The following is a 24,344-nucleotide window of genomic DNA, read 5'->3' as shown; positions in this document are numbered from 1 at the left end:
GCTGATCTTAAGCCAGGTGTCGGATCTCCGACAGGTCCGCAGTCCGCAAACAGTCCGCAGAATGTGCGCTCAGTGGCGCTAACCGACGTCAAGTCTCGGTAATCAAACCAGCGCAATTCCGCCGCGCACGGGCACCCAGGCTCACCGACGATAAGCTCAGTGCCGTTCATCAACTACCGCTGACGCGGTCCGCCCTCGCTTCTCCTCCGGCCGGCCCCCGGTCGTTCGTGCATCCCTAGCGATACACCAGGATTCTTCGTGCCCGGCGGTAGCACATTATCCACAGATTTCGATCGCATACCGATATACGGGTTGTAGTGCCCGACACTTGAATCGTCGCATCCTGATGCGGCCGACGATGAGTCGAGGCACGACACGCTGCGAGTCCTTCCATGGCTTCGCGCTCCTCCGATCCCCTGTGCGGGCGGAGGCGCACGGCGTCTCCGCGCTCGGCATCGTCTGCGATCGACGAGCTCCTTGCGGGCTCGCCACCGCAGACTCATCGGCGTGGTTCCACGATGGTGCCCTGCCGTGAGCGCATTCTCGTGCGCTCACCGAGGGCACCCGTGGATTGTTGGCACGACGAACGACTTCGTGATCTAGCGGCCGTCCGGGCGCTTCATGGGGCTCGGATCCGGGAACGTAGGTGGGGACAAATCCATGAAGAGCAGGACCAACTCGATGAAGATCATGCGGGAGGGAAAGCAGCTCCTGGCCGAGGAGGTCTTCCAGCACATCGGTGCGCAGATCGTCGACGGCGAACTACCGCCGGGACACCGCATCCGCGACGTCGACGTGGCCGAAGAACTCCACGTCTCTCGCACTCCCGTGCGCGAGGCGCTGCAGAGGCTCGAGCGCCTCGGACTCGTCACGATGTACCCGAGCCGCTATACCGAGGTGACCGCCGTATCACCCGAGGTCGTCGAGCAGACCCTGGAATTCGCCGGATATCAGGCGGGGATGGCGGCACGCATGGGAGTCGCAAGGATGTCCGCCGAGGACCGAGACCGTCTCGCCGAGCTGATCGACGAGATGTCGAGAGGGGTCTCGCCCCACGACCACGTGTTCGAGAGCCGCTGGGCCGTGTTCGCGTTCCTGAGCGGCCGCAGCCGCAACGCGCAGCACCAGTTCCTGCTGAACGACGCGAGTATGGCGCTCGCACGGAATCTCCGCGCCTGGCGCGTGCCGGCTGCCGATCACGAGCGGATGCTGGGCATCTATCGCGAATTCCGGGACGCGGTGCTGGCCGCCGACGCCGACGCCGCTGAGCGCCTCGCACGAGCGATGCACTACGTCTGATCCACGGCCTGTCGTCCGGCATCGCTCACCTCGAGGCGGACCAGCCGGTCACCCACCGGGCGAGCCTTGCATACGCCTCGTCGCGGGCCTCATGCCGCGAGAGGAACACGTCGTGCAGAGCGCCCTCGATCCGCTCGACTGTCACTGATGAGCCGAGCTTGAGGGATGCGCGAGCGATGTCGTCGACGACAAGGACGGAATCGACCCGTGTGAGGACCTCCGACCACCGGGTCGGCGGAGCCGACCGTGCGGAGAGCAGCACGCACACGGGGGCATCGATCGCCAATCCGGCGGCCACGGCTCCGTGCCCGACGAGGATGGCGTGAAACCATCCCGCGTGCACGGCCATGGTCTGCGACGGTCGCCACCTGAGATCGATGTCCATCGGGTCGGTGTCGTCTGCGACCTCCTGCTGGGCGCGCGTGTAGAAGCCGAGATCGACCTGCGGCGCGACGTCCCGTGGCGCCCAGCGCGCCTGCAGCTCGGCGACCGGGGCGATGAGCGGTCGTGCGGACGCGACCTGGAACTCAAGCCACGGGCTGTTCAGGATGACGGCGTCCGCCGTCTTCGGGTGGCGCGCCGCCCAGAGGCTGAGCGTCAGGCCGCCGGTCGAGTGGCCGAGCAGCACGAGCCGCCGCCCCGAGGGCGTGCCGTCCTGCCCACGGCCCATCGCGTCGAGCGCAGCGGCGATGTCTTCGTCGTACGTCGCCAGGTCGGTGATGTACCCGGGAGTCTGGCCATCGCGCAGACTGCGACCGTACTTGCGGAGGTCCAGCGCGAAGAATCGTGCTCCCCTCGCCGTCCAGAACCGCGCGAGCCGCTTCTGGAAGAAGTAGTCGGACCAGCCGTGCACGTACAGGACGTCGACGTCGTCGAGTTCCCTCCGGCGTCGGACGAGGCGATCCCACCAGGCGGGCTCCGGCGGAAGCGCTCGCACCAGGGTTGCGACCACGGGCCCCTCGTCGTCGGCGTCGAGCTCGAGGGTCAGCTGCTCGAACTCGTCGCCGAGGACATCCGGGATCCAGTCAGCCATGCCGCCAGGCTAGCCGACGGCCCTGCGACTACTGCGGCGCGGTCGGCCCGACCGTGAGGTTCCGAATCACCTGCTCGGCGAGGGGACGTGGGTTCGCGGCGCCGGATCCGTTGTCGTACGTGACCAGGCGAATCCAGTCCACGCCGACGCGAACGTCGAGGATGTTCTCGCCGTAAGCGCCGACGCTGGCTTTCGCAGCCTCCGCGCCCTCGACCTCGGCCGGAGTGCCGTCCTGGTTCTCGAACGCCCACGCGCCCGCCGGGAGGGCGGTGATCATGAGGTAGCTGGTTCCGTTGATCTCCGCCGTCGCGTAGTAGCACATGCGCGAACCGTTCACGACGTGGTAAACCTCCGCGGGAATGCCCCAGCCCCCGAAGGAGGTGATGAGCCGCGCATCGTCGGCGCCGACGATGGCGTCGACCTGCTCGAGGGTCGCGTACCGTTCGCAGGGGGCACCGACCAGATCGCTGTCGATGTACTCCACGTCATGAACACTCGCGGCGGCTGCACCCGAGAGCCTCCGCAGCACCTCGCCGACTCTCGCGACGTCGCCTTCGCCCAACGACGGGTCGAAGATCGACGCGGAGAGCAGGACATCGCCGTCCGGGAATTCGAAGGAGCATGTGCCGGGGGAACACTGAGCGACCTCGCCCCAGTACCCCTGGCGCTCCGATGCACCGGCGATCACCGTCACGGCGTCCGGCACCATCGTGATCTCCCAGTTGCGGCCCGCATCGCCCGCCGAGCAGGCGATACCGGAGGCGCGCTGGAACATGTACTCAGCAGGGCCGGGGAGCCAGCTCATCCCGGACACGGTGCTCATGGCAGGCTTCACCGGAGTCGACGGTTCGCCGACGAGCCCGGCCATCTCGGCCGCGACGTCGTCGCAGGTCACGTCGAACGCCGCCTCGGGCGCGACGATGGGGTCGACCGTCGGCGTGACGGTGGGACTCGGCGTCGGCGAAGACGAGGTGCGCGTCGGTTCGGGACTCGGCTCCGGGGCGCAACCGGAGAGGAGCAACGCGGCGGCCACCCCTAGGACGAGAAGAGAACGCAGTCGCATGCCCTCAGCCTAGGGAGATACCGCTCCCGCCCCGGGCGCGACCGGCAACGATCGCGTAACCGTCATTCCCCACGGGAGACGCGCACCATCTCCTCGCGCGGGACGACCTTCACGCGAGCACGCTCGTGCGGGGCGCCGAGCGAGATCTCGTGCTCGTCGAGACGGTGCCAGCCGTCGAGGTCGGTCCACTTCACGCCGCGCTCCTGGAGCAGCGCGACGACGGCATCCTCGGACGGGTCCTCCGGGTGCCACCACGAACCCTGGTCGTTGATGATGTGACGCACGGTCTCCATGGCATCCGACTTCGTGTGGCCGATGAGGCCGACCGGCCCGCGCTTGATCCAGCCGGTGGCGTAGACGCCCGGCAGCTGCTGGTTGGAGTCCTTCGCGAGCACCTGCCCTTCACGGTTCGGGATCACGCCGTGCTTCTTGTCGAAGGGGACGCCGGGCAGCGGCGAGCCGAAGTACCCGATCGCGCGGTAGAGCGCCTGCAGCGGAACCTCGCGCATCTCGCCGGTGCCGACCGCTCCGCCCTGGCCGTCGGGCTGCGTGCGCTCGTAGACGAGCGCAGCCACGCGGCCCGACTCGTCGGTGCGCACCTCCACGGGACGCGCCCAGAAGTGCAGGTGCAGACGGCGGGATGCCGTACCGCCGGCGTTGTTCACCGAGTCGCGCTTGCGCCAGGACTGCAGGATGCGGTCGATCACCATGACCTGCTTGTTGCTCGCCACGGCATCCTTCGACGCCTCGTCGTAGTCGAAGTCCTCGTCGTAGACCACCATGTCGACGTCGCGGAGCTCGCCGAGCTCGCGCAGCTCGAGGGGCGTGAACTTCACCTGCGCCGGGCCGCGGCGGCCGAAGACGTGCACGTCGGTGACCTGGCTCGCCTGAAGCCCCTGGTAGACGTTCTCGGGAACCTCGGTGACGAGCAGGTCCTCAGCGTGCTTCGCGAGCATGCGGGCGACGTCGAGCGCCACGTTTCCGTTTCCGAGGACGCCGACGGATGCCGCGTCCAGCGGCCACTCGCGCGGCACGTCGGGGTGGCCGTCGAACCAGCTCACGTAGTCGGCCGCGCCGTACGAGGCGACCGCGTCGATCCCAGGGATCTCGAGGGTCGTGTCGCGGATGGCGCCGGTGGCGAAGATCACCGCGTTGTAGTGCTTCTTCAAATCCTCGAGGGTGATGTCCTCGCCGAACCTGACGTTGCCGAAGAGCCGGATGTCGCCGCGGTCGAGCACGTCGCGCAGCGCCGTGATGATGCCCTTGATGCGCGGGTGGTCGGGAGCCACGCCGTAGCGCACCAGGCCGTAGGGCGCAGGCAGCTGCTCGAACAGGTCGATGGAGACGTCGAACTTGCGCTCGGCTTTGAGGAGGATGTCGGCGGCGTAGATCCCGGCGGGGCCTGCCCCGACGATGGCCAGTCTGAGCTTGGTCATGGTGATCCTTTCGTTTGCCGTCACGCCCGGCGGGCGGCCTCGCGGCCGCGCATCGTCAGCTGGAGCGTTCGACGAGGGTCTCAGCGAAACGCGTCAGCGCCTCGCGCACGGTCCCGCGCGGGAGCGGGGTGAGCGCGTCGATCGCGTCGCGCGTCCAGGAGTGCGCGAGCGCGAGGGTCTTCTCGGTTCCTGCATGATCGCGCAGCTCCGCGAGAGCGGAATCGAGGATCGACGGGTCCTCGCCGGCGGCGATGCGTGTCACGCCGTCGTCGATGCGCGCGGCGAGGTCGATCGACGCCGCATCCGTCTCGGCCTTCAGCAGCAGGTAGGGCATGGTCGGCACGCCCGCACGCAGGTCGGTGCCGGGCACCTTGCCCGTGTCCTCCGGCTTCGCCGACAGATCGATGACGTCGTCGAGCAGCTGGAAGGCCACGCCGATCTTCTCGCCGTAGACGCGCAGAGGCTCCTCGTACTCCGAGGGCGCGTTCGAGAAGATCACGCCGCCCTGTGTCGCCGCCGCGATGAGCGACCCCGTCTTGTCGGCGAGCACCTGGATGTAGAAGTCGATGGGATCGTCGTCGGGCTGCGCGCCGATCGTCTCGTGCATCTGGCCGAGCACGAGACGCTCGAAGGTGTCGGCCTGCAGACGGATCGCGCGCTCTCCGAGCCGCGACATGAGCTGGCTCGCACGGGAGAAGAGGATGTCGCCGGTGAGGATGGCGATGTTGTTGCCCCACACGGTCTGTGCGGCCGGGACGCCGCGACGGCGGTCGGCTCCGTCCATGACGTCGTCGTGGTAGAGCGAGCCCAGATGCGTGATCTCGAGCGCCTTGGCGACGTCGATGACCTGCTCGGTGTTGCCGTCGCCGAGCTGCGCGGCGAGGAGCGTCAGCACGGGGCGGATGCGCTTGCCGCCCGCCTCGTACAGGTAGCGGCTCGCGGCGTCGGCCAGCGGATCGGCGACACGCACGTCATCCGCGAGACCCGTCTCGACGAGCTCCAGCCCGTCTTCGATGGCCTGGGCGATGCGACGACCGGCGGTGCCGATGAAGATACGGTCGCTGAAACCGAGACGGCTCGCCAGTCGCGAACCCGGGGCTACGCGGCTCGAAGTCACGGTTTCAGCCTACCGTCGTCCGCTGAGAGGATTCGCCCGCCGGGGTCACGCCGCTGCGCCGGACTTCGGCTTGCGGGCGCGATGCAGGGCGACGATCCCGAAGGACAGGTTGCGATACGCGACATCGGTCCACCCGGCATCCCGGATCCAGGTCGCGAGCGTCTTCTGGTCGGGCCACTCCCTGATCGACTCGTTGAGGTAGTCGTAGGCGGCGCCGTTCGTGCCGGCGACGCGAGCCACCCGGGGCAGCACCTGTGCGTTGTAGAAGCGGTAGGCAGACCGGAAGAGCCGACGAGGAGGTGTCGAGAACTCGTTGATGACGAGACGGCCGCCGGGCTTGGTGACGCGGAGCAGCTCGCGCAGCGCCTTCTTCGGGTCGTTCACGTTGCGCAGGGCGTATGACATCGTCACGGCGTCGAACTCGCCGTCGTCGAACGGAAGGTCCGTTGCATCCGCCTGCACGAACGAGAGGTTGCGCATGCGCCCGTGGCGGCGCTGTCCCTCGGCCAGCATGCCGGGCGAGAAGTCGGCGGCGACCACCTCGGCGCCGCTGCGGGCGAGAGAGGCGGAGGACGATGCCGTGCCCGCGCCGAGATCGAGGATCCGCTCCCCGGGCTTCGGCGCGACGGCCCGCGTCGTCGCCGCGCGCCACAGCGCGTCGTTGCCCACCGTCATGGCGGTGTTCGTCCTGTCGTAGCCCGCTGCGACCTGGTCGAACATGCCGCTCACGCGTGAGGGGTCCTTGCCGAGGTCGGCGCGGTTGTCATCGGTCGGGGTCACGCGTCCAGTCTAGGTGCGGGGCCTCGGTGCGAGCCGCAGAGCCTCCAGCCGATCCAGCCACACGTCGGCCGTCGCGTCGTCGAACGGAGCGACCTGCGCGCGTACCCGCTCCTCGAGGTCGAGGGCCAGGGCTTCCAGTTGTGCCCGCACGTCGGCTGGGTACCCGAACTGCACGCTGTGCTCGGCCCACTCGTCGCGGTCGTCGACCCACGTTCCGAGCTTCCCGACGACCCGCACCACGTCGAGATCCATGTCGATGCCCGTCGCGAGGAGCGGGTCGTCGGACCACCGCACGTCCCACCCCAGGTCGATGTAGATGCGCATGCCCCTCGGGTGCGCACGATTCACCGTGAGCGCGAAATCGGTGCGCCGCGGGATCAGCGTCACGTTGGGCGTCTCCGCGATGAACGACGCACCAGGCCGTGCGCTCGGCCAGCCGGTGGGCTGGCCCAGCCAGTCGCCCCACTCGTCGGCACCGAGATAGACGCATTCATGACGCCAGTGCGGCGAGCCGTCCCACTTACGCCACTGGAAGATCATCTCGGCACCGGGAACGGGACGGGGATCGCTCATGTGCTCAGCGTAGGCCGAGGAGCGCGGCCCTGGGCGACGCGCGGAACTAGGCTGGGAGCGTGAGCAGCAGGCTGGTCGTGCGGACCCGAGAGATCGACCCGATCGAAGACCCCCTCGCCTACGCGGACCCCGCCCGACCGCTCGCCTGGCTGCGCCGCGGAGACGGGATCGTCGCCGTCGGGGACGACGTCGTGCAGACCGTCGCCGTTCCCGCGGGAACGGGTCGGCCTCGCTCGGCCGTGATCGCCGACGCCTGGCGCCAGGTCAGCGCCGATGCCGACATCGACGACCCCCTCTCCCTCCCCGGCACGGGGCTCGTCGCGTTCGGGGCGCTCGCCTTCGACGAGGACTCCGCTGCCGAGAGCGTGCTCGTCGTCCCCGCACTCGTCGTCGGGCGCCACCGCGGCCGCACGTGGCTCACCCGCATCCACTCGGCCGAGGACGATCGCTCCACGGACGCGGTCACGCGCCCGTACGGGCCGCACTGGGCGGGCACCGTCGGGCCCGGCGCGCAGAGCCCGCAGGGGTACCAGGACTCGGTGCGCGGCGCGCTCGCGCGCATCGCCGACGGCGAGCTGAGCAAGGTCGTGCTCGCCCGCGACCTCACGGGCAGCATCCCGGCGGGTTCCGATCTGCGCCGCCTGGTGCGCGCGCTCTCGACCGGCTACCCCGACACCTGGGCGTTCGCGGTCGACGGCCTGATCGGCGCGAGCCCCGAGACCCTGGTGACCGTGCAGCAGCGCACCGTGACCGCGCGGGTGCTGGCCGGAACGATCGGACGCGGGGCGGATGCCGACGCCGACACCGCGGCATCCGCTCATCTCGCGTCCAGTACGAAGGACCTCGACGAGCACCAGTACGCCGTGCAGAGCGTCCTGGCCTCGTTGCGCCCGCACACACGGGCACTGGCCGCGAGCGAGCAGCCGTTCCTGCTGAAGCTGCCGAACCTGTTCCACCTCGCGACCGATGTCGAGGGCGAGTTGGCGGAGGGCGGATCGTCGCTCGATCTCGTCGGCGCTCTGCACCCGACGGCGGCGGTCGCCGGCACTCCGACCCCCGCGGCGATCGCGGCGATCCGCGAGCTGGAACCCTTCGATCGCGGTCGCTACGCCGGTCCGGTCGGCTGGGTCGACGCACACGGCAACGGCGAGTGGGCCATCGCTCTGCGCTGCGCACAGTTCACCGCCGTCGAGGAGGGCATCGCCGTCACGGCGTATGCCGGCGCGGGAATCGTCGCGGGATCGGATCCCGAATCGGAGCTGCTGGAGACGCGGGTGAAGTTCCGCCCGCTGGTCGACGCCCTGGCCTGAAGGACGCAGCCGGTCAGCTGGCGGCGAGGCGCTCCTTCTCGGCCTCGACGTCGAAATCGGCGGCCGGCCACTGCGGGTCGATCTGCTGGAGCGCGTCGAGCAGCAGCTCCTGCACGGCCAGGCGGGCGTACCACTTGTGGTCGGCGGGGATCACGTGCCAGGGCGCGGCCTCCGTGGAGGTTCGCTCGAAGACGGCCTGGTACGCCTCCATGTACTGCGGCCACAGCATCCGCTCGTCCACGTCGCCGGGGTTGTACTTCCAGTACTTGTCGGGCCGCTCGAGCCGCTCCATGAGGCGCGACTTCTGCTCCTCCGGCGAGATGTGCAGCATGACCTTCACGATGCGGGTTCCGGATGCCGCGACGCGCGCCTCGAACTCGGTGATCGCCTGGTAGCGGCGCTCGATCTCCTCAGCCGGCGCGAGCTGTCGCACTCGACCGATCAGCACGTCTTCGTAGTGCGACCGGTCGAACACCCCGATGAACCCCGGCTCGGGCAGACGGCGCTCGACCCGCCACAGGAAGTCGTGCGACAGCTCCTCGGGCGTCGGCGCCTTGAAGGCGGTGAGCGCGATGCCCTGCGGGTCGACTCCGCCGACCACGTGCCGCACGATGCCGCCCTTGCCCGCCGAATCCATGGCCTGGAGGATCAGGAGCACCGAGTCGGTCGCGACGCCGACCCGGCTCTCGGCGAACAGACGCTCCTGCAGGTCGTTCAGCTCGTCGAGTCCGGCCGCCAGGTCACGAGCGCCGTCGGCCTTATGGCCGTGATACCCCGGCGTGCTGGACGGATCGACGTCGGCGAGGCGGAAGCCGTCGGCCACCTGCAGGGTGCGGGACCAGGAGTGCGCATTCATGTGGCTCATCCTGCCACCGCCCGCGGACGCTGCCCAGGTCGCGACTCACCGGCTCAGCGGGACCTCGATCAGCTGCCGGCCCCCGGCAGGGGTCGTGAGCGCCTGATCGAGCAGCGCCCGACTGGTCACGCGCTGGTACTCCCACCCGTAGGCACGCGCGAGCTGTTCGAGCCGCACGGTATGCGGCGTGTAGAAGGCCCGGTCGAGCGCAGCGCGTCCCGCCGTGCCCGCGACCTCGAGACCGTCGAAGATCGTGCCGCCGCCGTCATTGCCGACGATCACCTGCAGCCGCGGCTCGGGCTCGTCGGGCGGCAGCAGGAGCGAGCCGACGTCATGCAGGAAGGCGAGGTCGCCGAGCAGCACCCGGGTGACACCCGGCGCGCCGCCCGCCTGGCTGGCGAGAGCGACGCCGGTCGCGGTCGCGATCGTCCCGTCGATCCCGGCGAGTCCGCGGTTCGCGTGCACCGGCACCTTCTTGCCGCCGAGCACCGTGTCGGCGACGCGCACCAGGCGCGACGAGCCGAAGACGAGCCGATCGTGCGGCCACGTCGCACGCCACACCGTGTCCACCAGCAGCTCCCGGTCGAGCGGACGACGGACGGCCTCGAGTTCCGCTTCCATCGCCTCGCGACGCGCTGCTGGATTCGCCGAGGCGAGACCGTTCTGATCGGGTGCGCGCTCACTGAGATCGACCACCTGCGACGCGGATGCCGACAGCCACGCGCCGAGCCAGTCGCGATCGGTCTCTCCTGCGGCGACCGACACCGACGTGACTGGGATCGTACGACCGTTCAAGTCGAGCTCTTCACCACCGCGTCGCACGGCCACGACCTCGACATCGGGGCGGGCGAGCAACCGCGCGACCTCGCGGCTGAGCGTCGGGTGCCCGAGCACGACGACGCGTTCGATCCTGCCACCGAGCTCCGGCTCGCTGAGAAGGGCGCGGTAACCGTGCACGAGGTGTCGACCGAAGCGGGCTCCGCTGACGATCTCGGCGATGAGGGGCCAGGATCCCGCGTGGGCGATCTCCTCGGCATCCGGCCCGGCGTCCGCGCCGGCGATCACGACCGTGCGCGGCCCGCGCTCGACGACGAACGCCTCGCCGACGGTCGGCCGCGGCGCGCCGCCCTGGACCAGCGGAAGCACGGGCGGTTCGCCCGACAGCGGCTCGCGCGACGGGAGGTTGAGGTGCACGGGGCCGGCGACGCCCGGGAGACCCCGCGGTGCGTCCCCGCCCATCGCGATCGTGATCGCGCGCGCGCCGAGTCCCGACCAGTCGCCGTCGCCGGGCACCGGGGCATCGATCTCGTCGCGCACCCACGGCGAGAACATGCCGGGCTGGATGGTCGCCTGATTCGCGCCGACTCCACGCAGCTCGGGCGGTCGATCGGCGGTGAGCAGCAGCAGCGGGACCCCGGAGTGGAACGCCTCGAGCGTCGCAGGAAGCAGGTTCGCGACCGCGGTGCCCGAGGTGCAGATCACCGCGGCGGGGACGCCGGCCTCCCTGGCGAGTCCCAGCGCGGTGAAGCCCGCGACGCGCTCGTCGACCCGCACGTGGACACGGAGGGCGTCGTCATCGGCGGCCCGGACCGCGGCGAGCGCGAGCGCCTGCGAACGGGACCCTGGCGAGAGCACGACGTCGCGGACGCCGTGGCCGACGAGTTCCGCGATGAGGGATGCGGCGGCATCCATCGCCGGCGACGAGGTCACGGACGCGGGTCCGGTGCAGTGCCGTCGTCGGTTTCGTCCTCGAGGCGCGCGAGCTCCTCCTCGAGACGGCGGATGCGGGCGTCCTGTTCGCTCTTGCTGATACCGCGCAGGAACTCCGGGTCGTCGTCGGGCGCGACCGTGCGGATGCTGCCCGTGTCGTTCGCTCGGCGACGGCCGATCGTGAACCAGAGAATGCCGCCGATGACCGGGATCAGCACGACGATCGCGATCCAGGCGGCCTTCGGCACGCCCCGGTGCCGCGTCGACGGCTGCACGGCGCAGTCGACGATGCTGAACACCCAGAACACGGCGGCCAGGAAGCCGCCTACGATCAACAGTCTCGCCACGTATCCAGTCTAGGCGCGCGAGAACCCGCAGGCTCCGGTGCGGTCGCAGCGGGGCACACCGACGCCGGATCGTTAGCGAGACCCGAACGGTCAGCGCCTCGCGAGGGCCTCGGCCATGCGGTCGACGGCGTGCTCGATGATCGGGCGGGACGTCGCGAACACGAACCGCATGAAGCCCACGCCCGCGGTGCCGGTCGCCGACCCGTCGGTGAGCGCGACGCCCGCGTGCTCGCGGAAGAAGTCGGCCGGGGTCGGACCGAGCTCGAGCTCCCGGGCGTCGAGCCAGCCGATGTACGTGCCCTCGGGCGCGCGGTACGCGATCTCGGGGATGCGCGCGGAGAGCGCCTCGCCGAGGAAGCGGCGGTTGCCGTCGAGGTACTGCACGACGTCGGCGAGCCAGGCGCGATCGTCTCGGTAGGCGGCGGTGTTCGCGATCACCCCGAGGTTGCTCGCACCATGGGACTCCATGGGTCCGATCGGCTCCCAGATCGCACGGTCGGCCTCATTGGTGAGGATGAGCTGCGCGGTCTTCAGGCCGGGGAGGTTCCAGGCTTTCGACGCGGAGGTCGCGGTCACGGTGTGCCCTGCGGTGACGGGAGACACCGAGGCGTACGGCGTGTGCGCTCCCGGCGCGTACACGAGCGGCGCATGGATCTCATCGGAGAACACCCGTCCGTTATGGCGCTCGACGACCTCGCTGACCGCCACGAGCTCGTCGCGGTCGAACACGCGGCCCACCGGGTTGTACGGGTTACAGAGCACGAGCAGGTCGGCGCCTGCCCGGAAGGCCGCGTCGATGCCGTCGAGGTCGAGCGTGTACCGTCCCTCCGTCTGGATCATCGGGACCTGGATCACCTCGCGCCCCGCGGCGAGCGGCACCGTGAGGAAGGGCATGTACGCGGGCGTCGGCACGATCACGGGAGCCCCGGGACGGGAGAAGTGCTCCATCGCCAGCTTCAGGCCCTGGATCACATCGGCGATCGGATGGATGTCGGATGCCGGGACGACCCAGCCGTAGACGTCGCGCATCCACTCGGCGGCCGCCTGCGACATCTCGTCGGACAATGACGACGGCAGATACCCGAACAGTCCCTGGTCGACCGCGGCGTGCACGGCCCGGGAGATGCCGGGGGCGACCCCGAAGTCCATCTCGGCGACGAATGCGCCCACCGCGTCAGGGAACGTCGACCACTTGAGGCCGCCGATCCGTCGGAGGTGATCGACGTCGATGGCGTCGAAGGATGCGGCGAGGCTCATACGGACTCCTTGTCAGAGAATCGGAGGTGGACTCTTCCATCTTGGTGCGCGTTGGGGACACCGGGCCCGACGAGCCATCGTCAGTCGAGGTCGATCCGCACGATCCGATCGTCGCCGTCGCGGGGACTCCCCCGGCCGTCGGTGTTGTTCGTGACGACCCAGGCGCCCCCGTCCGGCGCCGCGACGACATCCCTCAGCCGGCCCAGCTCCCCCTGCAGCAGCTCCGTGCTCGTCGAGACGTCGTCGAGCGGCACGACCCGCAGTCGCTCTCCGCGGAGGTTCGCGATGAGGAGGTCGGCGCCGATGACCGCGATGCCGCTCGGACTCGCGGCATCCGGCTCCCACTGCTGCACGGGGTCGATAAAGTCGTCGTCGGCGGCGATACCCTCGACCTCGGGCCACCCGTAGTTGCCTCCGGGTTCGATGATGTTCAGCTCGTCCCACGTGTCCTGCCCGAACTCGCTCGCGTACATCGTGCCGTCGGCATCCCATGCGATGCCCTGCGGGTTCCGATGGCCGAGGCTCCACACCGGTGAGCCGTCCACCGGGTTGTCGTCCGGAACGTCGCCCTCCGGGGTGAGCCGCAGGATCTTCCCCGACAGGGCATCCGGATCCTGGGCGCTGTCGCGGTCGCCGGCGTCGCCGGCGGTGACGTACAGCATCCCGTCCGGTCCGAAGGCGATGCGTCCGCCGTTGTGGGTGCGCGCGGCCGGGATGCCGTCGATCACCGTCGACGCGGGCCCGAGTTCGAGGCCACCGGCGTCTCCGCGGATCTCGCGCCGCTCGACCCGGTTCCCGTCCTCGGCCGTGGAGTAGGTGAAGAGCTCGCCCTCGTGCACGGCTAGCCCGAGGAGGCCTCCTTCGCCGCCCGCGACCACGCCGTCGACCGTGCCGACCTCGCGGGGTCCGTCGTCGCCGAGCTCGAGGATGCGCGCGCTGTCGCGCTCGCTCACCAGCGCGATGCCGTCGTGGAACGCGACGGACCAGGGAGCGTCGAGGCCCTCGGCGACCGTGTCGGCGGCAGCGGTCGACGCCGGACGAGGGGCTGCCGAGCACGCGGCCAGCAGAAGCGCGGATGTCGTGGCCACCACGGCGAGCGCGCGACGTCGTGCGGAGCGAGGCGGGCAGGCGTCGGGGGTCATACCTCCATCCAACGTCGGGATGGCCCGGGGAACAAGGCACCGCGGTCACCCTCCCCCGACCGCCGCTCCGTCGCTACGCTGAGCGCATGACCGAGGCGCGCAGCACCCCGCATCCTGTTCTGTCCATCGCGCGCCGCATCCCCGCGACGCTGACGACGGTGGTCCTGATCCTCGTCGTGGGCCTCGTGTCGCAGGGCCTGTGGCGCCCCTTCGAGGAGACCGCGCTGTTCCGCGACGTCGCCTACGGCCTGCCCAACCTCGCCGAGGGCAAGTGGTGGACGCCTCTGACCGGCACGTTCTTCGTCAACGAGCCCTGGGTGTACGTGTTCACCATCGCCGGTTTCTGGGGCATGGCGTACCTCGAGTACATCCGAGGCAGCCGCGTCGCACTCGCCTACTACTGGGTCGGCCAGCTCTTCGCGATCCTCGCCACCGCGCTGCTGCTGTTCGTGCTGTCGCAGTTCCCGTGGGCATGGGCGAGCACCCAGGCGCAGGCCCTCGACGTCGGCGCCTCAGGCGGCACCATGGCCTGCATCGCGGCGGCGGTTGGCCGGTTCCGCCCGCCGTGGCGGGTGCGCGGCTGGCTCATCCTGCTCGGCTTCGTGTTCATCGCGATGCTGTTCTGGGGCAAGGTCGCGGACCTCGAGCACCTGCTCGCCGTGCTGCTCATCCTCGCGGTCGACCGCTCGCTGCGAGTGGCTCGGACGACCGTGCGCGAACAGCGTCTCATCGCAGTCGTCGCGATCCTCGTGCTCGGTGCGGTCGAGATCATCACGACTCTCATCGCCACCGACGGCCCGTTCGGGCCCACCGAGCCCGCCTCGGGCGGGTTCATCGACCTCGCGATCGACCTCGTCGTGATCCTGGTGCTCGTGAACGGCCTGCGCCGCGGTCGCCGGTTCGCGTGGGTGCTCGCGATCCTGCTCGGGCTCTTCAATGTGCTCATCGCGAGCCTGGTGCTCATCCTCATCACGGTCTTCAGTCAGGCCCAGGTGGACTTCCGGTGGGACGGCGAGACGGAGCTCGCGCTCGCGAACGGCTTCCTCTGGATCATCATGCTGGCGTACCTGATCGGCGTCCGCCGAGCCTTCCGCTCTCGGCGCCGCTCGCTGCTCGGCATCCAGCCCTCACCCACCGTCGACGACGTGAAGACCGCGTTGCGCGCGCACGGCGGTGGAACGCTGTCGTGGATGGCGACATGGGAGGGGAACAGTTACGCCCGGGTCGACGGCGGCGCGATCATCGCCTATCAGCGGCGCGCCGGTGTCGCGCTCGCGCTCGCGGACCCGATCGGGCCGGCCGAGGGCCGAGCCGAGGCCGTGACGGACTTCATCCGCACGGCCGAGAACGCCGGGCTCGTGCCGTGCTTCTTCAGCGCCGACGACGCGACCCGGGCCGCCGTGCCCGTCGGATGGCGGGACCTCGTGGTCGCCGACGACACGATCGTCGACCTGCCGGGCCTGGAGTTCACGGGCAAGCGCTGGAACTCGGTGCGCAGCTCGCTGAACAGGGCCGGCCGCGAGGAGATGACCTTCCGGATGACGCACCTCAAGGCCGAGCCCTGGGGGGTGCAGCAGCAGATACGGGCGATCTCCGAGGCGTGGGTCGGCGACAAGGACCTCCCGGAGATGCGCTTCACGCTCGGCACCCTGGAGGAGGCCGAGGACCCCGAGGTGCGGCTCGCCCTGGCTCTCGCACCGAACGGCGACGTCGACGGATTCCTGTCGTGGCTTCCCGTCTACGGCGAAGGGGGCGTCGTGCGCGGCTGGACGCTGGACCTCATGCGCCGGCGCGACGGCGGTTTCGGGCCGGTCATGGAGTTCCTCATCGGCTCGTCGGCCCGGCAGTTCTCCGACGAGGGGGCGCAGATCATGTCGCTCTCCGGAGCCCCGCTCGCGCACGACTACCCGCCGGACGCCGGCATGATCGCGGCCCTCAGCGACCGCCTCGCCGAAGCCCTGGAACCCGTGTATGGCTTCGGGTCGCTGCACCGCTTCAAGCAGAAGTTCCACCCCCGCTACGAGACCATGTACCTGCTGTTCCGCGATGAGAGCGACCTCGCCGCGATCGGGCCGGCACTCACCCGCGCGTTCCTGCCGGACGCGACGCTCCGGCAGTTCGCCGGCGCCGGGCTGGAGCTCGTCCGAGGCGGCGCGGACGGAAAGGACTGAGAGATGGCACATCACGAGGGAACCCCGATCCGGCTCTCCGGAAACGCGGATTTCGACTTCGAGCTCAAGACGGTGATCGGCGGCGGCGTCGAGGGCGCGAGCGAGCCGGGCGAGGTGTTCGCCGCCGTCGGCGGCGTGCGCAAAGGCGATCACGACGGTTGGTTCGCGGCGTGGAGAGGACTCGCGGAGCGCACGCTCGCAACGGCCACGAGCACGGCGGATGCCGGGCACCGCGTGAGCGCGGCATCCGCCTTCCTGCGCGCGTCGTCGTACTTCGGGGTCGCGGTGAACGCCGCGAGCGCCTCCGGCGAGTCCGACGAGCTGACCGCACTGTTCGGTCGCCAGCAGGAGGCCTGGCGGGGGTTCCTCGCCCACACCTCCGTCAGCGTCGAGGAGGTCGCGATCCCCTATGACGACGAGACCCTGCCCGGCTGGTTCTTCCGACCGGAGGGCACCGCGACCGGCACCCTCGTCGCCGTGAACGGCAGCGACGGCTCGCTCGCGTCGCTGTGGGCGTCGTGCGTCGCCGCCGGCGTGAGACGCGGGTACAACGTGCTCGTCTTCGACGGTCCGGGGCAGCAGTCGCAGCTGTTCGAGAAGAAAGTGCCGTTCCGGCCGGACTGGGAGCACGTGCTGACACCGGTCTTCGATTTCATCGCCCGCCTGGAGGGTGTGAACGCCATGCGCATCGCCGTCTACGGGATCAGCCAGGGCGGGTACTGGGTGGCGCGAGCACTCGCCTTCGAGCACCGCTTCGCCGCGGCCATCGTCGATCCGGGCATCGTCGACGTCTCGACGTCGTGGACCGGCCACCTGCCGCACGGTCTGCTGAAGACGCTCGACGCCGGCGACGTCGAGAAGTTCGACAAGGAGATGGCGCTCGGGATGAAGTTATCCGCCGACACCGCTCGGACGTGGCAGTTCCGCGCCCGCCCCTACGGCACGACCGGGTACGGCGAGACCATCCAGGCGGTGCGGACCTACACGGTGGCGGATATCGCGGCCGAGATCACGACGCCCCTCTTGATCCTCTCCCCCGAGGGGGAGCAGTTCTGGCCGGGGCAGGCGCAGCAGCTCGCCGACCTCACGGCATCCGTCTCCACCGCCGTGCCCTTCACCGCCGCCGAAGGGGCGGATGGCCACTGCCAGCCGCTCGCCCGCACGCTGACGGCACAGCGCATGTACGACTGGCTCGACGAGCGGCTCGGCTGACCCGAGCCGTCAGACGTCGCGGGGTCGCTGCCGCAACTGCTTCACGTCGGTCCGCTTGTGCTTCGCCGTCAGACGGCGCTCCTTCGAGCCGCGGGTCGGCTTCGTGGCGCGCCGCGGCGGCGCCGGAGGGCGGAGCGCGGCCGCGACGAGGGCCCCGAGGCGCTCCCGCGCGGCATCCCTGTTGCGCAGCTGCGCCCGGTGCTCGGATGCCGCGATCGTGAGCACTCCGCCCACGAGTCGGCCGTCGAGTCGGGCGAGCAGACGATCGCGCTGGGCGGGCGTGAGCGCCGCGCTGCCCGCGACATCCCAGCTGAGCTCCACGCGGGAGTCGGCCGTGTTGACGCCCTGACCTCCGGGGCCCGACGATCGCGAGAAGCGCCACGACAGCTCGGCGTCGGGGATCGTGAGCCCCGACGAGACGCGGAGGCCGGGGCGGAGCGGTGCGGCCATGCATCCATCATCCCGCGCTCGCCCGCTAGCGCCGCATCCCCGCCCGGTCAACCCGCTCGGCGACGGCGCGAGGTGCTCCTAGCGTCGACCGCAACCACCGACGAGCGAAGGAGCGGGACCATGAGCACGGGCATCGAGGCAGAGGCACGACGCGCGATCGTCACGGCGGCGGATTCGGGGATCGGACGGGCCACCGCCGTCGCCCTCGCCGCCGCGGGGATCGACGTCGGCATCACCTGGCATTCCGACCAGGCGGGAGCGGAGGAGACGGCGGCCGAGGTGCGCGCGCACGGAGCGCGCGCGGTGGTGACGCAACTCGACGTCTCCGACATTCCGGCATGCGGCGACGTGATCGACGGGCTGATCGCGGAGCTCGGCGGCGTCGACGTGTTCGTGAACAACGCCGGCACCGGGGCGAGCACCGGATTCCTCGACCTGTCGCTCGACGACTGGAACCGGGTCGTCGACACCGACCTGACCGGCGCGTTCGTGTGTCTGCAGCGCGCGGCGAGGGCGATGGTCGCGGCCGGGAACGGCGGGCGCCTGATCTCGGTCACGAGCGTGCACGAGCACCAGCCCATGGTCGGCGCGAGCGCCTACGACGCCGCCAAGCACGGACTCGGCGGACTCATGAAGAACCTCGCGCTGGAGCTCGGCGCGCACGGCATCAGCGCGGTGAGCGTCGCGCCCGGTGAGATCGCGACGCCGATGACGGGCAACGAGGACGTCGACCCGCACACGGTCGATCGCCCCGGCATCCCGCTCGGGCGTCCCGGCGACGCCCGCGAGGTCGCCGCGCTGATCGCCTTCCTGGCGTCGCCCGAGGCGGCGTACATCTCCGGGGCCTCGATCGCGATCGACGGAGGGATGCTGCAGATGGGGCCGCAGGCGGGGGCGGCGATCACGGAGCACAGCTGGCGCACCGTGTAGGCGCCGCCCCGCGTCTCAGCGGATCCCCGCGGCCACCGGCTCCGCGGGGGCGGGCTCGTCGTCGACGGGACCTGCGTGCCGCTTCGCCGTGTTCGCGATGTGCGCACGGCCGACGACGATCGCCGCGACGATCATGAGGGCGACGCCGAGCCAGTAGGGCGCCGCGTGGCTGACGGTCGTGTAGAGCGCGGCGGCGATGAGCGGGGCGACGGTGCTCATGGCGGCGTTGAGCGACTGGGTCGCTCCGCCGAGCCATCCCTGCTCGTCGTCGCCGACCACGTTCGACATCGCGCCGTCCATCGCAGCCTGCGAGGCACCCTGTCCGGCGGCCAGCAGGAGGGCGCCGACGATGAACACCCAGGGCTGGGCGATAACCGACGCGACGATCGCGAGGCCGGCGAGCCCGATCATCTGCGCGACGATGCCGCTCACGATCACGCCCCTCTCGCCGATGCGCGGGAGCAGGATGCCGAGCAGGACGCCCTGGATCAGGATGTCGATGATGCCGACGCCGGCGGTGAGGAGGCCGATCTGTGTCGGCCCCCACTGGATCGAGTCGAGCGCGAGAACGCTGAAGTTGTTCACGAAGAACCCGAACGGCAGGGCCAGCAGGCCGAAGCCGATCATGAGGGCGCGCAGCTCCTTCCTGGCGAACGCGTTCTTGAAGACGGCGAAGGGCTGCACGTCGCGCGCGCGGATCTCGGAGATGCGGTTCTCGGGCTTCAGGCTCTCGGGCAGGAGGAACAGGCTGAGGATCGCGATCACGAGCGACACCGCCGCCGTGAGGAACACGGGCAGCTGCAGGCTCACCGCGGCGAGGAGGCCGCCGATGGCCGGGCCGAGCATCATGCCGATGCCCGAGAGCGCGCCGAGCAGGCCGAAGCGCTGCGCGCGCTTCTCAGGCGGGGTGATGTCGGCGAGGTAGGCGAAGAGCGCCGGTAGGTCGCCGGCCGTGAGGCCCTGGATGACGCGGGCGAGCACGAGCACCCAGACGGCGCCCCCGATGCCGAACAGCACCATCGAGAAGGCCGCGCCGAACGCCGCGGCGATGATGACCGGGCGGCGGCCGAAGCGGTCGGAGAGCCGGCCGAGGAACGGCGCGACGAGGAACGCGCAGAGTCCGTTGATCGCCTCGAGCACGCCGACCCAGAGGGCGAGATCGTGCTCGTGGGTGACGTACTGCAGCACGACGAAAGGCAGCACGGGGAGGACGACGGTCATGCCGATGACGGTGAGCATCGTGAGGACGATGAGCATGACCCAGGCGCGCTTGTCGCTGCGCGCCGGCGAGTTGAGTGAAGTCACTTCGTAACTGTATCAATACCAGCTTTGGTGTCAAGCCAGTTTTGTACCCGCTTCACGATAAGCTGTGGACATGATGATTGCCGAGCCGATGGGCCGCCGCGAACGCAAGAAGGCCGCGACCCGCAAGAACATCTCCGACGTGGCGACGATGATGTTCCTGGAGCGCGGATTCGACAACGTCAGCATCCGGGAGGTGGCCGACGCGGCCGATGTCTCACCCACGACCGTGTTCGCGCACTTCCCGCAGAAGGAGGCGCTCGTCTTCGACGAGGACGACGAGCAGCGAGATCGCCTCGTCGCCGCCGTACGCGACCGGGCGGACGGTGTGACGATCAGCCGAGCCATCCACGACTTCTACCGCGGTGAGATCGGGCTGAATCTGGATGAGCACGGGGAAGACGTCGCGCGCACCTTCATGCGCTTCCTCAACGAGACCCCCGCGCTGCGCGACTACGCCGCGAAGATGTGGCTGCGCCACGAGGATGCTCTCGCCGAGGCCATCGCCGACGAGCTCGGCCTCGACGCACCCACCGCCGAGATCCGCGTGTTCGCCCGTTTCGTTCTGCAGATGCAGCTGCTCGTGACCGACAGCGACGACCAGCTCGCGACGCTCGAGGCCGGCTTCGCCGTGCTCGAGGGCGGGTGGGATCCGATCGAGAAGCGGCTCGCCGGCGACGGCTGACGGAGGTCGGATGCTGCTACTAACCTCGAGGTGTCGGCGAAAAGAGGTCCAGGGGACCTCTTCCCTCAGGGGATAGCCGACATCTTCTTGGGAGCGGCACCCCACGGCATGAAGGTCGAGGAGTCGGTTACGGGTGCAATCGCGTGATCCGAGAGTGGACGCGACGGCGGGAGTCGAACCCGCAACGCCGTCAGGTATGAGCTGAGGCCCGGGACCGCCCGGATCGCCGCGATGGGGTCGACGCTACCGGGGCGTGCTCACGAACACCAGCATCCGCCGAGGGATTGACGCCGCGTGTCGGGACGTTTCTTCCCGTGACGGTGAGCGTCGGCGCGTGACCAGGAGACGACGCGGAACACCGGTGTAGCGTCACGGGCATGGCCGCCGACGACGACTTCACCACGACCGGCCAGAAGACGCACCGGTACCTGCGACTGTCGCTCGTGCTCGTCGTCGTCGCCCTGCTGGTCGCCGTCTCGCTCCAGAGCGTCATCGTCGTCTGGGAGCCGCTCCAGTTCGGCTGGCACCCGCTCCCGTCGATCAGTCACGCGTTCTACACACCGATGCGCGACGTCTTCACAGGCACGCTCATCGCGGTCTCCGTGGCGCTGCTCGCGCTGTCCGGCCGCAATCGAGCGACGACGCTGCTCGACGTCTGCGCCGTGTTCGCGCCGCTCATCGCGATCGTGCCCACGGGGATCGCCGACACGCGCGCCGAGGGGCACCTCCCCTGCCCCGCCGCGATGGACTGCATTCCGGCCGGCGCCGTGGAATCGGCGAAGGCCGGCATCGCGGTGTACGCGATCATCGTGGTCGCGACCGTGATCGTGACCGCCGTCATCCGGGCGCGCACGCGCACGCCGAACCGCTCGGCGGTCCTCGTCTCGGTGATCGCGGTCGCGACGGCATCCGTCGTGACGGCACTCGCGTTCGTCCCGTCGCTGAACGAGAGCTTCCCCTTCAACTTCTGGCCGGTGCACAGCATCCATTTCGTCGCCACGCTCGCGTTCTTCGGGGTCTTCTCCGCCGTGCCGATCCTCTATGCGGGTGGGCCGCTGGAACCCGGTGAGACTGCACCCACGCCGCGCCGGCGCTCGATCTACCGCTGGATCGCCGGGCTGCTCATCGTCGACCTGCTGTTCCTCGCCGCAGCCGTGCTGTTCCGGCAGGTGTTCGGCGAGACGCCGGCCGTGCTGATCGGCGAGGTCGTCGCGCTGCTGCTGTTCGCGTGGTTCTGGCTCCTGCAGACCTTCCAGCGGTGGAACGATGCGAATCCGCCGTCGATCCTTCCGGGTCGTCGCTCAGAAGCGTGATGCGGGAGCGGGGGCGTCGAGGCCGACGCGCGCCCGACCGTCAGCGGCGGATCGAGTCGTGGAACGGGTTGGGTTCGAGTGTGAAGTCGGTCATCGGGTCGGCCCAGGTGCCGCCGCCCGACGGCACTCGTCCACGTCGCACCCGCCCGAGAGCCGCCGTCGCCGGCACGCCGAGCGCGAGCGCCGCGGTGCCGCTCACCGAGCGGTCCTCCCGGCCGAGCACGCTCGCGCGATGCCACGCCTCGTGCAGCGCTCCCCCGCGCGGCGCGGGCACCGTGCGGGCCGGCAGCCGACCGGCGCGGCGCTGCGCCACGAGCTCCTCGACGCGGCTCCACCACGTGGACTCGGCCGCCGGATGGAAGTAGTTGTCGCGCAGCCAGTCGGCGTGCGGATGCCGGAACCGGCCCGCCACGACCTCGCTGCGTCCGCCCAGCAGACCGCTCCCGACGAAGACCGTGTTCAGCAGGCTCTTGCTCACCCCGAACGAGTCGAGGGCGATGACCGGGATGCCGAGTGCCACCGCCTCGACGGCCGCGGTCGAGCTGACGGTCACGAGACCGGCCGCGGTCGACAGCGCCTGTGCCATGGAGTCGTACGACACCACGAGGTTGCCGGGTCGGCGGTCGGGCAGCAGGTCGAGGTACGGATCGCGCTCGAGGTGGGTCTCGGACTCCCCCGGCCGCGACCGCAGCTTGACCACGACCCGACGCTCAGGGTCCGCCTCCGCGGCCCGGACGAGGGTGGCGACGATCTCGGCGCGCTCCTCCCGCGCGGTCGGCACGAGAGCCTGAGCCGCGAAGACGATGTCGGTGGCCGGCTCGCGCTTCGCCCGGGACTCGACCGAGGGCGGCCGATCGGCGAGCACGGTGTTGCCGGGTCGGGCCGCTCCGGCGGCGAGCACGCGTGCACGGTCGAGCGCCAGCATCCGCGATCGAGGTCGCGCGAACGGCAGCGTCGCGAGCGCCGTCGGCAGCTCGACCCCGATGCGTCGCCCGAGCTCGGCGAACGCACGCTCCTCGCGATGCGAGTGCACGACGAGCAGGTCGGCGTGACGGCGGTAGTCGAGCGCGCCGCGTTGCGCCGGAATGGCCATTCCAGGGAGGCCGGCCACCACCACCGGTCGTCGGGAGAGGCGATCGATCACGCGTCCGAGAAGCCGGACGAACGGCCCGCGTCCGGCGAGCAACACGACATCCGGCCGCTGCCCCTCGAGCCATGCCTGCACGGCGGCGAAGCCGAGGCGCGTCACGTCGTGCTCCTGCATCCCGGTGCCGGTCAGTGCCGCGCGCTGCTGCTCGACGCTGGCGGTGAGCGGCGTCCGCACGACGAGGAGATGGCGATGGATGCCGTCCACACCGCCCAGCAGAGACGCCGACCACTTCACGAACGAATCGGCGTCGGCGATCGCGACGACCCGCAGCGACCCGCGCACGCCCACGCTCACGCCCCCGGCTCCGCTCACGCCGGGACGCGACGCAGCTTGGCCATCGGGGCGCGCTCGCTGTCGAAGACGCGCTTGACGCCGTCGCCGAGCGCCTTCTCGATCACGCGGATGTCGCGCACGAGGTGCTCCAGCCCCGTGGGCTCGAGGGAAGCCGCGTGGTCGGAGCCCCACATGGTGCGGTCGAGGGTGATGTGGCGCTCGACCGCGACGGCGCCGAGCGCGACGGCGGCGAGAGAGATCTGCAGCCCGCGTTCGTGGCCCGAATAGCCGACAGGGACGCCGGCGTACCGGTCCCGCAGCGTCGAGATCATCCGCAGGTTCGCCTCCTCGGGCTCCAGCGGGTAGGTCGACGTGGCGTGCATGAGAACGACCCGGTCGGTGCCCAGGGTGTCGAGCGCCCGATCGATCTGCTCGATGGTCGACATACCCGTCGACAGGATGATCGGCTTGCCGGTCTCACGCAGCGCCACGAGCAGCTCGGTGTCGGTGAGGCTCGCCGACGCGACCTTGTGCGCGACCACGTTCAGGTCTTCGAGGAACTCGACGCTGGGCACGTCCCACGGCGAGGCGAACCAGTCGAGCCCGAGCATCGTGGCGTGGTCGCCGATCTCGACGTACTCGTCGCGACCGAACTCGATGCGATGCCGGTACTCGAAGTAGGTCATGGTCCCCCATGGCGTCTCGCGCATGACGTCGCGCATATGCTCGGGCGTCGAGATCTCCGGCGTGCGCTTCTGGAACTTCACGGCGTCCGCCCCGGCCTTCGCTGCGACGTCGATGAGGCGCTTGGCGATGTCGACGTCGCCGTTGTGGTTCAGGCCGATCTCGGCGATGACGTAGGCGGGACGACCGCCTCCGATGACGCGCGATCCGATGCTGACAGTCATGGTTCCTCCGGTCGTCGAATGGCCTTC

Annotated in this window: 22 protein-coding genes and 1 pseudogene; 7 read left to right on the top strand and 16 right to left on the bottom strand. The window is 70.2% G+C overall.

The genetic code is table 11. The features are described from left to right. The first annotated feature begins 660 nt into the window (after nt 1-660). Entirely contained in the window at nt 661-1,299 is a 639-nt protein-coding gene (locus M3195_RS09125) for a GntR family transcriptional regulator (protein WP_251586801.1), read from the top strand. A 25-nt stretch (nt 1,300-1,324) separates the two neighbouring features. Here M3195_RS09125 and M3195_RS09120 read toward each other — a convergent pair whose 3' ends face one another. From M3195_RS09120 to M3195_RS09095, 6 genes are all read right to left on the bottom strand, one after another. Further along, nucleotides 1,325-2,332, bottom strand: a complete 1,008-nt coding sequence (locus M3195_RS09120) for an alpha/beta hydrolase (protein WP_251586799.1) — start codon at nt 2,330-2,332, stop codon at nt 1,325-1,327. A gap of 28 nt (nt 2,333-2,360) precedes the next feature. After that, entirely contained in the window at nt 2,361-3,395 is a 1,035-nt protein-coding gene (locus M3195_RS09115; protein ID WP_251586797.1) for a hypothetical protein, read from the bottom strand. 62 nt (nt 3,396-3,457) lie between these two features. Continuing rightward, on the bottom strand, nt 3,458-4,831 hold the full coding sequence (locus M3195_RS09110) for an FAD-dependent oxidoreductase (protein ID WP_251586795.1): 1,374 nt from the start codon (nt 4,829-4,831) through the stop codon (nt 3,458-3,460). Nucleotides 4,832-4,886: 55 nt separating this feature from the next. After that, nucleotides 4,887-5,948, bottom strand: coding sequence for a polyprenyl synthetase family protein (locus M3195_RS09105; RefSeq protein WP_251586793.1), 1,062 nt, complete (start codon nt 5,946-5,948; stop codon nt 4,887-4,889). A gap of 45 nt (nt 5,949-5,993) precedes the next feature. Further along, a complete protein-coding gene (locus M3195_RS09100) occupies nt 5,994-6,728 on the bottom strand; it encodes a class I SAM-dependent methyltransferase (protein ID WP_308211574.1) in 735 nt (244 codons plus the stop codon). Between the two features lie 9 nt (nt 6,729-6,737). Beyond that, nucleotides 6,738-7,301, bottom strand: coding sequence for a hypothetical protein (locus M3195_RS09095; protein WP_251586791.1), 564 nt, complete (start codon nt 7,299-7,301; stop codon nt 6,738-6,740). 59 nt (nt 7,302-7,360) lie between these two features. On the opposite strand from M3195_RS09095, the gene M3195_RS09090 reads away from it, so the two are divergent. Next, nucleotides 7,361-8,611: an isochorismate synthase gene (locus tag M3195_RS09090; RefSeq protein ID WP_251586789.1), complete on the top strand. Its 1,251-nt coding sequence runs from the start codon at nt 7,361-7,363 to the stop codon at nt 8,609-8,611. 13 nt (nt 8,612-8,624) lie between these two features. On the opposite strand, the gene M3195_RS09085 is transcribed toward M3195_RS09090, so the two are convergent. The 5 genes from M3195_RS09085 to M3195_RS09065 all read right to left on the bottom strand — a co-directional run bounded on the left by M3195_RS09085 (nt 8,625) and on the right by M3195_RS09065 (nt 13,923). Further along, the gene (locus M3195_RS09085; RefSeq protein ID WP_251586787.1) at nt 8,625-9,467 is read right to left on the bottom strand and encodes a polyphosphate kinase 2 family protein; all 843 of its coding nucleotides are present in this window, start codon (nt 9,465-9,467) and stop codon (nt 8,625-8,627) included. 45 nt (nt 9,468-9,512) lie between these two features. After that, nucleotides 9,513-11,159: a 2-succinyl-5-enolpyruvyl-6-hydroxy-3-cyclohexene-1-carboxylic-acid synthase gene (gene menD / locus M3195_RS09080; protein ID WP_285885787.1), complete on the bottom strand. Its 1,647-nt coding sequence runs from the start codon at nt 11,157-11,159 to the stop codon at nt 9,513-9,515. A gap of 14 nt (nt 11,160-11,173) precedes the next feature. After that, entirely contained in the window at nt 11,174-11,524 is a 351-nt protein-coding gene (locus M3195_RS09075) for a PLD nuclease N-terminal domain-containing protein (RefSeq protein WP_251586783.1), read from the bottom strand. 90 nt (nt 11,525-11,614) lie between these two features. Then, nucleotides 11,615-12,781, bottom strand: coding sequence for a MalY/PatB family protein (locus M3195_RS09070; RefSeq protein ID WP_251586781.1), 1,167 nt, complete (start codon nt 12,779-12,781; stop codon nt 11,615-11,617). 80 nt (nt 12,782-12,861) lie between these two features. Then, nucleotides 12,862-13,923, bottom strand: coding sequence for a PQQ-dependent sugar dehydrogenase (locus tag M3195_RS09065; RefSeq protein WP_251586779.1), 1,062 nt, complete (start codon nt 13,921-13,923; stop codon nt 12,862-12,864). Nucleotides 13,924-14,009: 86 nt separating this feature from the next. Here M3195_RS09065 and M3195_RS09060 point away from each other — a divergent pair, with 86 nt between their 5' ends. Both M3195_RS09060 and M3195_RS09055 read left to right on the top strand, forming a co-directional pair. After that, nucleotides 14,010-16,094 (top strand): bifunctional lysylphosphatidylglycerol flippase/synthetase MprF, encoded by a 2,085-nt coding sequence (locus M3195_RS09060; protein WP_251586777.1) that lies wholly within the window; start codon nt 14,010-14,012, stop codon nt 16,092-16,094. Between the two features lie 3 nt (nt 16,095-16,097). Beyond that, nucleotides 16,098-17,306 (top strand): alpha/beta hydrolase family protein, encoded by a 1,209-nt coding sequence (locus tag M3195_RS09055; RefSeq protein ID WP_251586775.1) that lies wholly within the window; start codon nt 16,098-16,100, stop codon nt 17,304-17,306. Nucleotides 17,307-17,315: 9 nt separating this feature from the next. Here M3195_RS09055 and arfB read toward each other — a convergent pair whose 3' ends face one another. Then, nucleotides 17,316-17,756, bottom strand: a complete 441-nt coding sequence (arfB, locus tag M3195_RS09050) for an alternative ribosome rescue aminoacyl-tRNA hydrolase ArfB (protein ID WP_251586773.1) — start codon at nt 17,754-17,756, stop codon at nt 17,316-17,318. Between the two features lie 120 nt (nt 17,757-17,876). On the opposite strand from arfB, the gene M3195_RS09045 reads away from it, so the two are divergent. Then, on the top strand, nt 17,877-18,686 hold the full coding sequence (locus tag M3195_RS09045) for an SDR family oxidoreductase (protein WP_251586771.1): 810 nt from the start codon (nt 17,877-17,879) through the stop codon (nt 18,684-18,686). Between the two features lie 15 nt (nt 18,687-18,701). Here M3195_RS09045 and M3195_RS09040 read toward each other — a convergent pair whose 3' ends face one another. Next, nucleotides 18,702-19,991: an MFS transporter gene (locus M3195_RS09040; RefSeq protein ID WP_251586768.1), complete on the bottom strand. Its 1,290-nt coding sequence runs from the start codon at nt 19,989-19,991 to the stop codon at nt 18,702-18,704. Between the two features lie 70 nt (nt 19,992-20,061). Here M3195_RS09040 and M3195_RS09035 point away from each other — a divergent pair, with 70 nt between their 5' ends. After that, a complete protein-coding gene (locus M3195_RS09035; RefSeq protein ID WP_251586766.1) occupies nt 20,062-20,673 on the top strand; it encodes a TetR/AcrR family transcriptional regulator in 612 nt (203 codons plus the stop codon). Nucleotides 20,674-20,828: 155 nt separating this feature from the next. Here the strand turns inward: M3195_RS09035 and M3195_RS09030 are convergent. Continuing rightward, a pseudogene (locus tag M3195_RS09030) lies at nt 20,829-20,904 on the bottom strand. 146 nt (nt 20,905-21,050) lie between these two features. Here M3195_RS09030 and M3195_RS09025 point away from each other — a divergent pair. Continuing rightward, nucleotides 21,051-21,986 (top strand): hypothetical protein, encoded by a 936-nt coding sequence (locus M3195_RS09025; RefSeq protein ID WP_251586765.1) that lies wholly within the window; start codon nt 21,051-21,053, stop codon nt 21,984-21,986. Between the two features lie 40 nt (nt 21,987-22,026). Here M3195_RS09025 and M3195_RS09020 read toward each other — a convergent pair whose 3' ends face one another. Further along, a complete protein-coding gene (locus tag M3195_RS09020) occupies nt 22,027-23,448 on the bottom strand; it encodes a DUF6716 putative glycosyltransferase (protein WP_251586763.1) in 1,422 nt (473 codons plus the stop codon). Continuing rightward, nucleotides 23,445-24,317: an N-acetylneuraminate synthase family protein gene (locus M3195_RS09015; protein WP_251586761.1), complete on the bottom strand. Its 873-nt coding sequence runs from the start codon at nt 24,315-24,317 to the stop codon at nt 23,445-23,447. Before M3195_RS09015 ends, M3195_RS09020 begins: the two co-directional genes overlap by 4 nt. Between the last annotated feature and the right edge of the window lie 27 nt (nt 24,318-24,344).

Origin of the sequence: Microbacterium hydrocarbonoxydans, assembly GCF_023715885.1 — a bacterium.
Lineage (GTDB): Bacteria > Actinomycetota > Actinomycetes > Actinomycetales > Microbacteriaceae > Microbacterium > Microbacterium hydrocarbonoxydans_C.
This window is presented reverse-complemented; position numbering and strand designations above follow the sequence as displayed.

Coding starts and splice junctions, on each gene's coding strand:
- M3195_RS09055 (WP_251586775.1), top strand. CDS start 16,098: ATGGCACATCACGAGGGAACCCCGATCCGGCTCTCCGGAAACGCGGAT.
- M3195_RS09060 (WP_251586777.1), top strand. CDS start 14,010: ATGACCGAGGCGCGCAGCACCCCGCATCCTGTTCTGTCCATCGCGCGC.
- M3195_RS09115 (WP_251586797.1), bottom strand. CDS start 3,395: ATGCGACTGCGTTCTCTTCTCGTCCTAGGGGTGGCCGCCGCGTTGCTC.
- M3195_RS09065 (WP_251586779.1), bottom strand. CDS start 13,923: ATGACCCCCGACGCCTGCCCGCCTCGCTCCGCACGACGTCGCGCGCTC.
- menD (WP_285885787.1), bottom strand. CDS start 11,159: ATGGATGCCGCCGCATCCCTCATCGCGGAACTCGTCGGCCACGGCGTC.
- M3195_RS09070 (WP_251586781.1), bottom strand. CDS start 12,781: ATGAGCCTCGCCGCATCCTTCGACGCCATCGACGTCGATCACCTCCGA.
- M3195_RS09120 (WP_251586799.1), bottom strand. CDS start 2,332: ATGGCTGACTGGATCCCGGATGTCCTCGGCGACGAGTTCGAGCAGCTG.
- M3195_RS09125 (WP_251586801.1), top strand. CDS start 661: ATGAAGAGCAGGACCAACTCGATGAAGATCATGCGGGAGGGAAAGCAG.
- M3195_RS09035 (WP_251586766.1), top strand. CDS start 20,062: ATGATGATTGCCGAGCCGATGGGCCGCCGCGAACGCAAGAAGGCCGCG.
- M3195_RS09025 (WP_251586765.1), top strand. CDS start 21,051: ATGGCCGCCGACGACGACTTCACCACGACCGGCCAGAAGACGCACCGG.
- M3195_RS09015 (WP_251586761.1), bottom strand. CDS start 24,317: ATGACTGTCAGCATCGGATCGCGCGTCATCGGAGGCGGTCGTCCCGCC.
- M3195_RS09110 (WP_251586795.1), bottom strand. CDS start 4,831: ATGACCAAGCTCAGACTGGCCATCGTCGGGGCAGGCCCCGCCGGGATC.
- M3195_RS09085 (WP_251586787.1), bottom strand. CDS start 9,467: ATGAATGCGCACTCCTGGTCCCGCACCCTGCAGGTGGCCGACGGCTTC.
- M3195_RS09095 (WP_251586791.1), bottom strand. CDS start 7,301: ATGAGCGATCCCCGTCCCGTTCCCGGTGCCGAGATGATCTTCCAGTGG.
- arfB (WP_251586773.1), bottom strand. CDS start 17,756: ATGGCCGCACCGCTCCGCCCCGGCCTCCGCGTCTCGTCGGGGCTCACG.
- M3195_RS09045 (WP_251586771.1), top strand. CDS start 17,877: ATGAGCACGGGCATCGAGGCAGAGGCACGACGCGCGATCGTCACGGCG.